Origin of the sequence: Dietzia sp. Cai40, assembly GCF_014145165.1 — a bacterium.
GTDB classification, from domain to species: domain Bacteria; phylum Actinomycetota; class Actinomycetes; order Mycobacteriales; family Mycobacteriaceae; genus Dietzia; species Dietzia natronolimnaea.
In genome coordinates this window covers 1-13,344 of record NZ_JAALEB010000070.1, presented here as the reverse complement: position 1 = coordinate 13,344, position 13,344 = coordinate 1, and the positions used below count along the sequence as shown (strand labels likewise).

At 69.9% G+C, this 13,344-nt stretch carries 13 protein-coding genes; 6 read left to right on the top strand and 7 right to left on the bottom strand.

The window, feature by feature from the left end; translation table 11 throughout:
* Nucleotides 1-195: hypothetical protein (locus tag G6022_RS03490; RefSeq protein WP_182691009.1), on the bottom strand; the 195-nt coding region annotated here is incomplete at its 3' end.
* Between the two features lie 113 nt (nucleotides 196-308).
* Here G6022_RS03490 and G6022_RS03485 point away from each other — a divergent pair.
* Entirely contained in the window at nucleotides 309-1,277 is a 969-nt protein-coding gene (locus tag G6022_RS03485) for a quinone oxidoreductase (protein WP_182638421.1), read from the top strand.
* Between the two features lie 4 nt (nucleotides 1,278-1,281).
* On the opposite strand, the gene G6022_RS03480 is transcribed toward G6022_RS03485, so the two are convergent.
* Nucleotides 1,282-2,298: a heme o synthase gene (locus tag G6022_RS03480; RefSeq protein WP_304812668.1), complete on the bottom strand. Its 1,017-nt coding sequence runs from the start codon at nucleotides 2,296-2,298 to the stop codon at nucleotides 1,282-1,284.
* 175 nt (nucleotides 2,299-2,473) lie between these two features.
* Here G6022_RS03480 and tkt point away from each other — a divergent pair, with 175 nt between their 5' ends.
* The 5 genes from tkt to pgl all read left to right on the top strand — a co-directional run bounded on the left by tkt (nucleotide 2,474) and on the right by pgl (nucleotide 8,957).
* A complete protein-coding gene (gene tkt / locus G6022_RS03475; RefSeq protein WP_182638419.1) occupies nucleotides 2,474-4,585 on the top strand; it encodes a transketolase in 2,112 nt (703 codons plus the stop codon).
* Nucleotides 4,582-5,688: a transaldolase gene (tal, locus tag G6022_RS03470; protein WP_182610301.1), complete on the top strand. Its 1,107-nt coding sequence runs from the start codon at nucleotides 4,582-4,584 to the stop codon at nucleotides 5,686-5,688. Before tkt ends, tal begins: the two co-directional genes overlap by 4 nt.
* 95 nt (nucleotides 5,689-5,783) lie before the next feature.
* Complete coding sequence (zwf, locus tag G6022_RS03465) at nucleotides 5,784-7,265, top strand: glucose-6-phosphate dehydrogenase (RefSeq protein ID WP_187700801.1); 1,482 nt, start codon at nucleotides 5,784-5,786, stop codon at nucleotides 7,263-7,265.
* Nucleotides 7,250-8,182 carry a glucose-6-phosphate dehydrogenase assembly protein OpcA gene (locus G6022_RS03460; protein ID WP_179525326.1) on the top strand — a complete coding sequence of 311 codons (933 nt, stop codon included), beginning with the start codon at nucleotides 7,250-7,252 and terminating at the stop codon, nucleotides 8,180-8,182. Before zwf ends, G6022_RS03460 begins: the two co-directional genes overlap by 16 nt.
* Before the next feature lie 52 nt (nucleotides 8,183-8,234).
* Nucleotides 8,235-8,957, top strand: a complete 723-nt coding sequence (pgl, locus tag G6022_RS03455; protein WP_182610299.1) for a 6-phosphogluconolactonase — start codon at nucleotides 8,235-8,237, stop codon at nucleotides 8,955-8,957.
* A 159-nt stretch (nucleotides 8,958-9,116) separates the two neighbouring features.
* On the opposite strand, the gene secG is transcribed toward pgl, so the two are convergent.
* The 5 genes from secG to whiA all read right to left on the bottom strand — a co-directional run.
* Nucleotides 9,117-9,350, bottom strand: coding sequence for a preprotein translocase subunit SecG (gene secG / locus G6022_RS03450; protein WP_107747569.1), 234 nt, complete (start codon nucleotides 9,348-9,350; stop codon nucleotides 9,117-9,119).
* A 128-nt stretch (nucleotides 9,351-9,478) separates the two neighbouring features.
* A complete protein-coding gene (tpiA, locus tag G6022_RS03445) occupies nucleotides 9,479-10,264 on the bottom strand; it encodes a triose-phosphate isomerase (protein WP_182638418.1) in 786 nt (261 codons plus the stop codon).
* Between the two features lie 29 nt (nucleotides 10,265-10,293).
* Entirely contained in the window at nucleotides 10,294-11,514 is a 1,221-nt protein-coding gene (locus tag G6022_RS03440) for a phosphoglycerate kinase (protein ID WP_182610297.1), read from the bottom strand.
* Between the two features lie 157 nt (nucleotides 11,515-11,671).
* Nucleotides 11,672-12,688, bottom strand: coding sequence for a type I glyceraldehyde-3-phosphate dehydrogenase (gap, locus tag G6022_RS03435; protein ID WP_182610296.1), 1,017 nt, complete (start codon nucleotides 12,686-12,688; stop codon nucleotides 11,672-11,674).
* Nucleotides 12,689-12,806: 118 nt separating this feature from the next.
* The coding region (gene whiA / locus G6022_RS03430; protein ID WP_182691008.1) for a DNA-binding protein WhiA at nucleotides 12,807-13,344 on the bottom strand (538 nt) is incomplete at its 5' end.

The following is a 13,344-nucleotide window of genomic DNA, read 5'->3' as shown; positions in this document are numbered from 1 at the left end:
GGTGTCGGGAACGGCCGGGGTGGCGGCCTCGTCCACCGGTGCCGCGGTCTCGCCTCCGCCGGCCACCTCGTCGACGGCGGCGGGCGCCTGATCGGATTCCGACACGGCACCGGACCCGCTGGTGGTGACGGCGGGCCGACCGGTCGCCCGGACTCGCGGTCCCCCGGCGTACTGGGAAAGGATCTGCAGGCTCATGGGGGTACCTTATCGCCTCCGGTCTCCCCGCCTGCCCGCCGCTCCCGGGGTGCCGCCACCAGACCCGGCGATATCGGGCTGCGGGAGCGCGGGGCGTGGCGGATACTGAGTCCATGCGTGCAGTCCGGATCTCAGAACACGGTGGCCCCGACGTCCTCGAGTCCGTGGAGGTCGACTCTCCCACGCCGGGGCCCGGAGAGGTCCTCGTCCGGACCACCTCCATCGGCGTCAACTACATCGACACCTACTTCCGCGAGGGCGTCTATCAGACCGCGTTGCCGTATATCCCGGGCAGCGAGGGCGCCGGGGTCGTCGAAGCGGTGGGGGCGGGCACGCCCGACCTCGTGACCGGGGACCGGGTGGCATGGTGCCAGGCGCCCGGTTCGTACGCGCAGTACGTGGTCGCCCCGGCGGAGTCCCTGGTCACCGTCCCCGACGGGGTGTCCGACAGCGTCGCCGCGTCGATGCTCCTCCAGGGGCTCACCGCGCACTACCTCATCACCGACACCCATCGTGCGCACGGCGGGGACACGGTCCTGATCACCGCGGGCGCCGGAGGGGTGGGGCAGCTCCTCATACAGATGGCGGTCGCCCGTGGATACCGGGTCATCACCACCACCTCGACTGAGTCGAAGGCGCAGATCTGCAGGGAGCTGGGCGCGCATCAGGTCCTGCTCTATCCGGAGGCGACGCCCGAGAGGGTCCGCGAGCTGTCCGGCGGCGGGGTGGAGGTGGTGTTCGACGGAGTCGGGCGGGACACCTTCGACACCAGTCTGGCCTCGCTCGAGCGGCGCGGCACGCTGGTGTTGTTCGGTGCGGCGAGCGGACCCGTGCCACCGGTGGACCCGCAGCGGCTCAACGCGGCCGGATCGGTGTTCCTGACCCGGCCCAAGCTCGGCGACTTCATCGCGACGACCGAGGAGTACCGCGACCGTGCGGCCGAGGTGATGGAGGGGCTGGTCGACGGGTCGCTGGTCCTCGACGTCGGGGCGACCTTCGGACTCACCGACGCGGCACAGGCGCACCGTGCGTTGCAGTCCCGGCGCACCACGGGGTCGATCACGCTCGACCCCTCGAGGTGACCGATCAGAACAGGGAGAACGCCCCCGACAGGGTCTCGAGGCCGAGAACGGCGTCGATCGACAGGGCCACGAACACCGCGGCCAGGTAGTTGTTCGACAGGATGAACAGCTTGAGGGGCTTGACCTCGACACCTCGGCGCACACCGGCCTCGAGGCGGTGGGCCATGACGATGAACCACACTCCGAAGCCGATCGCGCCCGCCGCGTAGATCCACCCCGCCGCCGGGATGAGCACGAAGGTGCACAGGACCGTTGCCCAGGTGTAGAGGGTGATGCGGCGGGTGACGCCCTCCGCCGACATGACCACCGGCAACATCGGTACTCCGGCGGCCTTATAGTCCTCCTTGTACCGCATGGCCAGGGCCCAGGTGTGGGGCGGAGTCCAGAAGAAGATGATGAGGAACAGGACGATCGCCTGCCACCAGTTGCTCGGTTGACCCTCGGGTAGGTGGTCTGTGATGACCGCCCACGAGACGAGCACGGGCATACACCCGGCGGCGCCACCCCACACCACGTTCTGGGCGGTGCGGCGCTTGAGGATCATCGTGTAGACGAAGACGTAGAAGCAGATCGTCAGCAGGATGAACAGGGCGGCGAGCCAGCTCTGTGCCAGGAGCCCCAGCCACAGCATGCTGGCCGCGCCGAGCACCAGGCCGAAGACCAGCGCGGCCCGGGGGGTCACGGCGTGGCGGGCCAGGGGGCGCCGTTCGGTCCGCTTCATGACCTTGTCGATGTCGGCGTCGACGACCATGTTGAGGGTGTTGGCGCTGGCGGCGCCGAGCCAGCCACCGACCAGCGTCAGCAGCACCAGACCGAGGTGGACCTGCCCGCGGTCGGCCTGCAGCATCGCGGGGATGGCGGCCACCAGGAGCAACTCGATGACGCGCGGCTTGGTGAGGGCGATGTACGACATGACGACGTCGACTACGCGGGCGCGCCCGCTCGCCGGAGCCGGCCGCCCCGAGGACTCTGGAGGGGAGACGGACGGCCCCCCACTCCGGGTCGGGGTGGAATCGTGCACCGGAACTCCTCGCAGCAGATGTCAACGCACTACCCGGCCGATACTACGTCCCCCCTGCACGCTCCGCGAAAGAGCGGGGGCGGGGACGGTCCGACCCCGGTCGCCGGTGACCACTAAGGTGGTCCACGACATACGCGCGGATCCGCGCCGCACCCTCGACCCGGGAGAACCACAAGTGACCAGCGCGTCGGAGATCACCGAGCTCACCACCGCCCGCCACCCGTCCGACTGGACCGAACTGGACACCCGGGCGGTCGACACCGCTCGTGTCCTGGCCGCCGAGGCCGTGCAGAACTGCGGCAGCGGTCACCCGGGCACCGCCATGAGCCTGGCGCCCCTGGCCTACACGCTCTACCAGCGGGTGATGCGACATGACCCGTCGGACCCGAAGTGGGTGGGGCGTGACCGTTTCGTCCTGTCCTGCGGCCACTCCTCCCTCACCCAGTACGTCCAGCTCTACCTCGCCGGATTCGGGCTGGAGCTCGAGGATCTCAAGGCGCTGCGCACCTGGGGATCCAAGACCCCGGGTCATCCCGAGTGGAACCACACCGACGGGGTGGAGATCACCACCGGGCCGCTCGGCCAGGGGCTGGCGTCCGCGGTGGGTATGGCCATGGCCGCCCGGTACGAGCGGGGGCTGTTCGATCCGGAGGCACCCGCCGGGAAGAGCCCGTTCGACCACTTCATCTACGTCGTCGCCTCGGACGGGGACGTGCAGGAGGGCGTGACCGCCGAGGCCTGCTCGCTCGCGGGGACCCAGCAGCTCGGGAACCTCATCGCGGTCTACGACGACAACAAGATCTCGATCGAGGACGACACCCAGATCGCCTTCACCGAGGACGTGGCCGCCCGCTACGAGGCCTACGGCTGGCACGTCCAGACCGTCGACGGGGGTGAGGACATCGAGGCCATCGAGGAGGCGATCGCCGACGCGCGCGCCGTCACGGACAAGCCCTCGATGATCGTCCTTCGCACGGTGATCGCCTACCCCGCCCCCACCAAGATGAACACGGGGGCCTCGCACGGTTCGGCGCTCGGGCAGGCCGAGGTGGACGCGGTCAAGGAGGCGCTCGGCATGGGCGGCACCGAGCCGTTCACCGTGGACGACGAGGTGATCGCCCACACCCGCGCGGCACGCGACCGTGGCGCCCGTGTCCACGCGCAGTGGAGCGACATGTTCCACGCGTGGGCCGAGGCCAACCCCGAGGCGAAGAGCCTCTTCGACCGCCTCTACTCCGGCCAGTTGCCCGAGGGCTGGGACGCCGGGCTCCCGAGTTGGGAGGCCGACCCCAAGGGTGTCGCCACCCGCAAGGCCTCCGCCAAGGCCATCCAGGCACTCGCCGGGACCCTCCCCGAGCTGTGGGGTGGGTCGGCGGACCTGGCGGGGTCCAACAACACCCAGATCGAGGGCGCCGACTCCTTCGGCCCCCCGTCGATCTCGACCGGGATGTGGACGGCGTCCCCGTACGGGCGCAACCTGCACTTCGGCGTCCGCGAGCACGCCATGGGAGCGATCCTCAACGGGATCGCGCTGCACGGTCCCACCCGGCCCTACGGCGGGACCTTCCTCATCTTCAGCGAGTACATGCGCCCGGCCGTCCGGCTCGCGGCCCTCCAGGGCAGCAACGCCTACTACGTGTGGACCCACGACTCGATCGGTCTCGGCGAGGACGGTCCCACCCACCAGCCGGTCGAGCAGCTCGCGGCGCTGCGGGCCATCCCCGGCCTGTCCGTACTGCGGCCGGCGGACGCCAATGAGACGGCGGCGGCGTGGCGCGCGATGCTCATCGCCCTCGACGGCCCCAAGGGGCTGTGTCTGACCCGTCAGGACATCCCTGTCCTGGAGGGCACGGCCGAGTCGGCGCGCGAGGGCGTCGAGCGTGGTGGCTACGTGCTGGCCGAGGCGTCGACCGGATCCCCCGAGGTGATCCTGATGGGTACCGGTTCCGAGGTCCACCTGGCGGTCGAGGCGCGAGAGGTCCTCGAGGCCGAGGGCGTGCCGACCCGGGTGGTGTCGATGCCGTGTGTCGAGTTCTTCGACCAGCAGGATCCGGAGTACCGCGAGTCGGTCCTCCCCCGGTCGGTCCGAGCCCGGGTGAGTGTCGAGGCCGGGATCGCGATGCCGTGGTATCGCTTCCTCGGCGACGCGGGTCGGGCGGTGTCACTGGAGCACTTCGGTGCGTCCGCCCCGTACCAGACCCTGTACTCCGAGTTCGGAATCACCGGCGACGCCGTGGTCGCCGCAGCCCGCGAATCCCTCGCGGCCGTCAACGGGGAGGCATCATGACCAACGCCAATCTCGCCGCACTGAGCGCCGCCGGTGTCTCGGTCTGGCTCGACGACCTGTCCCGCCAGCTGCTCACCTCCGGTGAGCTCGAGGAGCGGATGTCCACCTACTCGGTCGTGGGGGTCACCACCAACCCCGCGATCTTCCAGGCCGCTCTGGGCGACTCGTCGGCCTACGAGTCGGCGCTCGCCGAGGCCGTCCGTGCGGACAGGGACGTCGATTCCGTCGTCCGCGCGCTCACCACCGCGGACGTACGGGACGCCTGTGCGGTCCTGGCCGACGTGTTCGAGGCCACCGACGGCGTCGACGGACGCGTCTCACTCGAGGTCGATCCCCGGCTGGCGGACGACACGGAGGGGACGGTGGCCCAGGCCGTCGAGCTCTCCGCGGTCGTCGACCGGCCCAACCTCATGATCAAGATCCCGGCGACGTCCGCCGGGCTCCCCGCCATCACGGAGGTGATCGGCCGGGGGATCGATGTCAACGTGACCCTCATCTTCTCGGCCGACCAGTACCGCGCGGTCGCGGAGGCGTACCTGGCGGGACTGGAGCGGGCTGCGGAGGCCGGTCACGACCTCTCCCGCATCCATTCCGTGGCCTCGGTGTTCGTCAGCCGACTCGACACCGAGATCGACTCCCGTCTGCCGGCGGACTCCGACCTGCGTGGCAGGGCGGGGCTGGCCAACGCGCGGCTGTGTCAGGACGTCTACGACGAGGTCTACGACACCTCCGGTCGTTTCGGTGACCTCGCCGCCCGGGGTGCCCGTCCCCAGCGGCTGCTCTGGGCGTCCACCGGCGTCAAGGACCCCGCCTACCCCGACACCATGTACGTGAGCGGCCTGGTCACCCACGGCACCGTCAACACCATGCCGTTCGCGACCATGGAGGCGTTCGCGGACCACGGCGTCCTCGAGGGGGACACCGTCCGGGGCACCGGTGGGGACTCGCGTGAGACCCTCGAGGCGCTGCGTGCGGAGGGGATCGACCTCGACGAGGTCTTCACGCTGCTCGAGCAGCAGGGCGTGAGCAAGTTCGTCAGCGCGTGGGACGACCTCATCGCCACGGTGACCTCGCGTATCGACGAGATCCCCTCGGGGTCGTGACCGACCCGGACAGTCGGCCCTCCCCGGCCGTCGGCGACCCCGTCGGCGGACCGGAGGGGTCGGCCAACCCGCTCCGCGATCCGCGGGACCGGCGGCTGCCACGGATCGCCGGCCCGTCCGGGCTCGTCATCTTCGGCGTCACCGGCGACCTGTCCAAGAAGAAGCTCATCCCCGCCGTCTACGACCTCGCGAACCGGGGTCTGCTCCCCCCGGGCTTCTCCCTCATCGGCTTCGGTCGACGCCGGTGGACCCACTCCGAGTTCGCCGAGTTCGCCCGTGAACACGCCCGGGAACGGTGCCGTACCCCGTTCCGGGAGGACGTCTGGGAACAACTGGCGGCGGGACTGCGGTTCGTCACCGGGACCTTCGACGACGACGAGGGCTTCGACCACCTGGCGGAGCAGCTGACGGCTCTGGAGGTCGACCGGGGCACGGCCGGGAACTACGCGTTCTACCTGTCCGTCCCCCCGGACGACTTCCCCACGGTCTGTCGGCACCTCGACCGGACCGGATGCACCAGGGCGGTCGACGGATCGTGGCGCCGCGTGGTGATCGAGAAGCCCTTCGGTCACGATCTGGCGAGTGCCCGCGAGCTCAACGCCGTGGTGGGTGCCGTCTTCCCCGAGGACTCGGTGTTCCGCATCGACCACTACCTGGGCAAGGAGACGGTCCAGAACATCCTCGCCCTGCGCTTCGCCAACCAGCTCTTCGAGCCGGTGTGGAACGCCAATCACGTCGACCACGTGCAGATCACCATGGCCGAGGACATCGGTCTGGGCGGCCGCGCCGGCTACTACGACGGCATCGGGGCGGCGCGCGACGTCATCCAGAACCACCTCATCCAGCTCATGGCACTGGTGGCGATGGAGGAACCCACGGACTTCTCGGCCGCCGCGCTGCGGGCGGAGAAGACCAAGGTCCTCGAGTCCACCTCACTGGCGCTGCCGATCTCCGAGACCGCGGCCCGGGGTCAGTACTCCGGTGGGTGGCAGGGGTCCGAGCAGGTCGTGGGGCTCAAGGACGAGGACGGGTACGACCCGTCCTCCACCACCGAGACCTACGCCGCGATCACCCTCGAGGTCCACAACCGACGCTGGGCCGGGGTCCCGTTCTATCTGCGCACCGGCAAACGGCTGGGCCGTCGTGTCACCGAGATCGCGGTGGTCTTCCGACGCGCGCCGCACCTGCCCTTCGACGCGACCATGACCCAGGAACTGGGTCAGAACGCCCTGGTGATCCGCGTCCAGCCGGACGAGGGCGTCACGCTGCGGTTCGGGTCCAAGGTGCCCGGGACCGCGATGGAGGTCCGCGACGTCAACATGGACTTCGCCTACGGCGAGGCGTTCACCGAGTCCTCGCCCGAGGCCTACGAGCGGTTGATCCTGGACGTGTTGCTCGGCGAGCCGTCACTCTTCCCCGTCTCGCGCGAGGTGGAGTTGAGCTGGATGTTGCTCGATCCCGTCCTCGACGAGTGGTCGGCCGGCGGCACCCCGGAGCAGTACCAGGCCGGGACGTGGGGCCCGCGTGGTGCCGACGAGATCCTGGCCCGCAGTGGCCGCGCATGGAGGCGACCGTGATCATCGACCTGCCCGACACCTCGACCCGCGAGATCTCCAAGAAGCTCGTGCAGATCCGCGAGGACGCGGGCCTGAGCACCATCGGCCGGGTGCTGACGCTGATCGTCCTCACCGACCACGTCCGCGGCAGCGAATCCGCGATCGAGGCGGCCAACGAGGCCAGCCGGGAGCACCCGTGCCGCGTGATCGTGGTGATCCGCGGCAACCGTGCCAGGGCGGACCGGCTCGACGGTCAGATCCGGGTCGGTGGCGATGCGGGGGCGGCCGAGGTCGTGGTCCTGCGGACCTCGGGGGCGATGGCGTCGCAGTCCGCCTCGTTGGTCACCCCGCTGCTCCTCCCCGACACCCCTCTCGCGGTGTGGTGGCCCAGGCATTCGCCGACACTGCTGTCCGAGGACAAGGTGGGCCGACTCGCGCGTCGCCGGATCGTGGACTCCGACGCCGAGGGCCACCCCACGGACGCACTGGCCAAGCGGGCGGCCGGATACTCCCCGGGTGACACCGATCTCGCCTGGGCCCGGGTCACGCACTGGCGTTCCCTGCTGGCGGCCACGCTGGACCGGCCGCCGTTCGAGACGATCACCGGCGCCACGGTGTGCGGCCCCGAACGGGCCGCGTCCGTGGACCTCGCCGGTGGGTGGCTCGCCTCCCGTCTCGGGATCGACGTCCATCGCGCGGTGGGGCCGAGGATGGTCGTCCTGGAGCGTGCCTCCGGATCGATCGTCATCGAGCAGGTGAGCCCCACCTCCGCGGAGCTGCGGATCACCGGTCACTCCCCCACACGGGTGACGTTGGTGAAACGGAGCGTGGCGGACTGCCTCGCCGAGGAGCTGCGCCGCATGGACACAGACGGTGTGTACGCCGACGCACTCGCGAACCACGATCGCGTGATCTACACCTCGGCCTCCGTCCGCTGAGCGGGGCCGCCCACGTACCGGACGACCGAGACCCGACACCACAGGAGGACCGATGTCCCACATCCGTCATCTCGTCCACGCCGACCCCGACGCGCTCGCCACCGCGGCCGCCCGGGACGCGGTGGAGCATCTGACCGAACGGATCGCCGCCGCCGGACGGGCGAGTCTGTCGCTGACCGGGGGCTCGGTGGGGGTCAAGACCGCCGCCGCGCTCGCCGACTCGACCGTGGAATGGGAGAAGGTCACGATCTTCTTCGGCGACGAACGCTTCGTTCCCGCCGATCACCCGGAACGCAACGACGGCCAGCTGGACGAGGCACTGCTCGACTCCCTGGGGGACCGTCCGACAGTGCATCGCTGGCCCGCGAGAACCGGGCAGGACAGCGATGTCGACTCCGCCGCCGAGCGCTTCCTCGAGTCACTGACGATCCCCGCCGGGGACGATCCGATCTTCGACGTGACCATCCTCGGGATGGGCCCGGAGGGCCACATCGACTCCATCTTCCCCCACACGCCGGCGGTCGCCGAGACGGAGCGGTTGGTCGTGGGGGTCCGCGACTGCCCCAAGCCGCCTCCGGAGCGGCTGACGTTCACCCTCCCGGCGGTTCGTCGCTCGCGGCACATCCTGGTGGTGGCCGCAGGTGAGGGCAAGGCGGAGGCGGTCGCCGAGGGAATCGGCGGGGCCTCACCGTCGGACTGGCCGGTGGCCGGCGCGGTGGGCACCGAGTCCACGACCTACCACCTCGACGTGGGCGCGGCGTCCGCACTGAACTGATCCGCGGGCACCCTGGTCACCGGGGACCCGTCTCTCGGCCACCGACAACCGGGTGTCCACGACGACGGGGTGCGCCCCTCCTCGCGGAGGTGCGCACCCCGTGTCGACGCGCCGGGCGGCGCGACGGTCAGCCGGTCAGACGGTCAGGCGGTCAGACGGTCAGCCGAACCGGACCAGGAGTCCGACGGCGACGATGGCGATGAGCCACAGGATCGCGACGACCACGGTCACGCGGTCGAGGTTGCGCTCCACGACACTGGACCCGGAGAGGCTGGACTGGACGCCACCGCCGAACAGCGAGGACAGTCCGCCCCCCTTGCCGCGGTGCAGCAGGATGAACAGCATCAACAGCAGGCTGGTGGCGACGAGGAAGATGTCCAGGGCGAGCTTCATGTGCGGATCGGGCCTTACGTCAGGTCGGGGTGGTCGGAGGACGACTGGTCCAGACTACCCGGTGAGGTCTCCAGGGCGAATCCCGGCGCGCCCGCCCGTGTCGGGGCGGCCACGCCGGGCCTGTCGACTCAGGGCAGTGGACCGCCGGCGGCGATGGCCGAGAGCTGGGCGAACTCGTCGGGCTTGAGCGAGGACCCGCCCACGAGACCACCGTCGACGTCGGGCTGCTCGAGCAGCTCGCCGATGGTGGAGGAGTTGACGCTCCCGCCGTACAGGACCCGCATCTGATCCGCGATCTCGGGTCCGGCCAGCTCGGTGAGGGCCGCGCGGATCGCGGCGCAGACCTCCTGCGCATCCGCCGCCGAGGCGGTCTTCCCCGTGCCGATGGCCCACACGGGCTCGTAGGCGATCACGGTGGAGGCCAGTTGTCCCTTGTCCAGACCCGCGAGGGATCCCTTGAGCTGCTCGACGACGAACCCCACGTGGTCGCCGGCCTCGCGGGTCTCGAGCTTCTCCCCCACGCAGACGATCGGGCTGAGGCCGTGCTTGTGGCACGCCGCGGCCTTGGCGGCGACCAGCTCGTCGGTCTCCGAATGGTATTCGCGACGCTCGGAGTGGCCGACCACGACATAGGTGCACCCCAGTTTGGCGAGCATCCCCGCCGAGATCTCACCGGTGTACGCACCGGACTCGTGGACCGACACGTCCTGCGCTCCGTAGGCGAAGCCGAGCTTGTCCCCCTCGATCACGATCTGTACACCGCGGATGTCGGTGTACGGAGGGATGAACGCCACCTCCACCTTCTCGAGGTACTTCTCGGGCAGTGCGAACGCCACCTTCTGCACGAGAGCGATCGCCTCGAGGTGGTTGAGGTTCATCTTCCAGTTTCCGGCGATGAGCGGGGTGCGTGCCATGTCGTCTCCTGTGGGTCGGCGCGTGCGGATCAGTTGTTGCTGCGTTCGAGGGCGGTGACCCCCGGGAGTTCCTTGCCCTCGAGGTACTCGAGCGACGCTCCGCCGCCGGTCGAGATGTGCGAGAAGTTCTCCTCGCCGAGCCCGAGCGTCCGGACGGCTGCCGCGGAGTCGCCGCCGCCCACCACCGAGAACGCACCGTTGCGGGTGGCCGTGATGATCGCCTCGGCGACGCCACGGGTACCGGCCGAGAACGCCTCGAACTCGAAGACGCCCATCGGGCCGTTCCAGAAGACGGTCTTGGCGGCGGACAGCTTCTCGGTGAACAGGGCCACGGACTCGGGACCGATATCGAGCCCCATCCGGCCGTCGGGAATCGCGTCGGCCGGCACCGTGGTGTGCGCCGCGTCGGCGGCGAACCCGTCGGCCGCCACGACGTCGACCGGCAGGGTGATCACGTCGCCGAACTTGTCGAGCAGGTCCTTGCAGGTGCCGATCATCTCCTCCTGGAGGAGCGAGGACCCGACGCCGTGGCCCTGTGCGGCGAGGAAGGTGAAGCACATACCGCCGCCGATGACCAGGGTGTCGACCTTGGGGGCGAGGGCCTCGATCACGGCGAGCTTGTCCGAGACCTTGGAGCCGCCGAGCACCACGGCGTAGGGGCGCTCGGCGTCCCCGGTCAGACCGGCGAGGACCTCGACCTCACTCTGGACCAGGTCACCGGCGTAGGCGGGGAGCACCTCGGCGATGTCGTAGACCGACGCCTGGGCGCGGTGGACCACCCCGAACCCGTTGGACACGAAGGCGCCGTCCTCCCCCACGAGGCTCGCCAGCTCGGCGGCCAGAGCAGCACGCTCGGCGGGGTCCTTGCTGGTCTCACGGGGGTCGAAGCGGATGTTCTCGACCAACAGCACGTCGCCGTCGGTCAGCCCGTTGGCGCGCTCACGGGCATCCGGCCCCACCACGTCGCCCGCCAGCTGCACGTAACGGCCCAGCTCGTCTCCCAGCTTCTCCGCGACGGGGGCCAACGAGAACGCGGGATCGGCCGCACCCTTCGGCCGGCCCAGGTGCGCTGTGATCACCAGTGCGGCGCCGGCGTCGAGGAGGGAGTTGAGGGTGGGCAGTGAGGCCGTGATCCGGCCGGAGTCGGTGATGGTCGATCCGTCGAGCGGGACGTTGAGGTCGCAGCGGACGAGGATCTTGCGACCTTCGACGCCGGCGTCGAGCAGGTCCTGGAGAGTGCTCACTGCCATGGGGTGGGGCTCCTGTCGGGAGGACGGTGGTGGTGTGGTGCGGGTGGTGTGGGTCGACATCGGTGGTGCGGGTGATGTACCTCGGGCCCGGCCGGGACGCTCTGGGCGTTCCCGGACCGGGCCCGGTGTGATGCAGGGTCGTCAGGCCCGAGGGCTCTTACAGCGACTTGCCGACCAGGCCGATGATGTCGGCGAGGCGGTTGGAGTAGCCCCACTCGTTGTCGTACCAGGACGCGATCTTGATCTGGCCGTCGATGGCCTTGGTCAGCGGCGCGTCGAAGATCGAGGAGTGCGGGTCGCCGACGATGTCGGAGGAGACGATGGGGTCCTCGGTGTACTTCAGGATGCCCTTCATGGGGCCCTCGGCCGCGGCCTTGATCGCGGCGTTGACCTCGTCGACGGAGGCCTTCTTCTCGAGCTCGACCGTGAGGTCGGTGAGCGAACCGGTGGGCAGCGGGACGCGCACGGCGTAACCGTCGAACTTGCCCTTGAGCTCGGGCAGGACCAAAGCGACCGCCTTGGCGGCACCGGTGGAGGTGGGCACCATGTTGATGCCGGCGGCGCGGGCGCGACGCATGTCGCTGTGGGGGGCGTCCTGCAGGTTCTGATCCTGGGTGTAGGCGTGGATCGTGGTCATGAGGCCCTTGATGATCCCGAACTCGTCGGAGAGGATCTTGGCGACCGGCGCGAGGCAGTTGGTGGTGCAGGAGGCGTTGGAGATGATCGTCTGCGAGCCGTCGTACTCGTGGTCGTTGACGCCCATGACGATGGTGATGTCCTCGTTCTTGGCCGGCGCCGAGATGATGACCTTCTTGGCGCCACCCTCGAGGTGGCCCTTGGCCTTCACGGCGTCGGTGAAGATGCCGGTGGACTCGACGACGACGTCGACACCGTAGTCACCCCACGGCACGGACGCGGGGCCCTCCTTGACCGCGAGGGCGCCGATCTTGGTCCCACCGACGGTGATCGACGAGTCGTCGAACGTGACGTCCTTGCCCAGGCGGCCGAGGATCGAGTCGTACTTGAGCAGGTGAGCGAGCATGTCGTTCGTGGTGAGGTCGTTGACGGCCACGATCTCGATATCCGTCTTGCCCTCGGCCTTCAGTGCCTCCACCGCGCGGTAGAAGTTGCGGCCGATACGTCCGAATCCGTTGATGCCTACGCGCACGGTCACGTGATGTCTCCTTATAGGTGGTGCGAGAAAAATACCCCTGAGGGCTGGGTGGTGCCCGGGGACGTGACCCAGACTACCCGCCCCATGTGGGGGCTGTGCAGGGTCCGCAGACCACGGATCAGTCTTCGTCGAGCATGTCCTCGGTCACGACGGACTCGGTGTCCGGGATACCCAGATCGGCTGCTTTGCGGTCGGCCATGGACAGCAGTCGGCGAATCCGGCCGGCCACCGCGTCCTTGGTCATGGGTGGGTCGGCGAGCTGGCCCAGTTCCTCGAGCGAGGACTGACGGTGTTGGACGCGCAGCTCACCCGCGGCCAACAGGTGGTCCGGGACGTCCTCGGCCAGGATTTCGAGCGCACGCTGGACGCGGGCGGCCGCCGCGACCGCGGCACGGGCCGATCTGCGGAGATTCGCGTCGTCGAAGTTGGCGAGCCGGTTGGCGGTCGCCCGGACCTCCCCGCGGGACCGTCGCTCCTCCCAGATGTCCCTGGTGGCGGAGGCGCCCATCCGGGCGAGGAGGACACCGATCGCCTCCCCGTCCCGGATCACCACCCGGTCGCCGCCCCGGACCTCGCGGGCCTTCGCGGTGACCCCGAGCCGACGCGCGGCCCCCACCAGGGCCATCGCCGCCTCGGCGCCCGGAGCGGTGACCGGG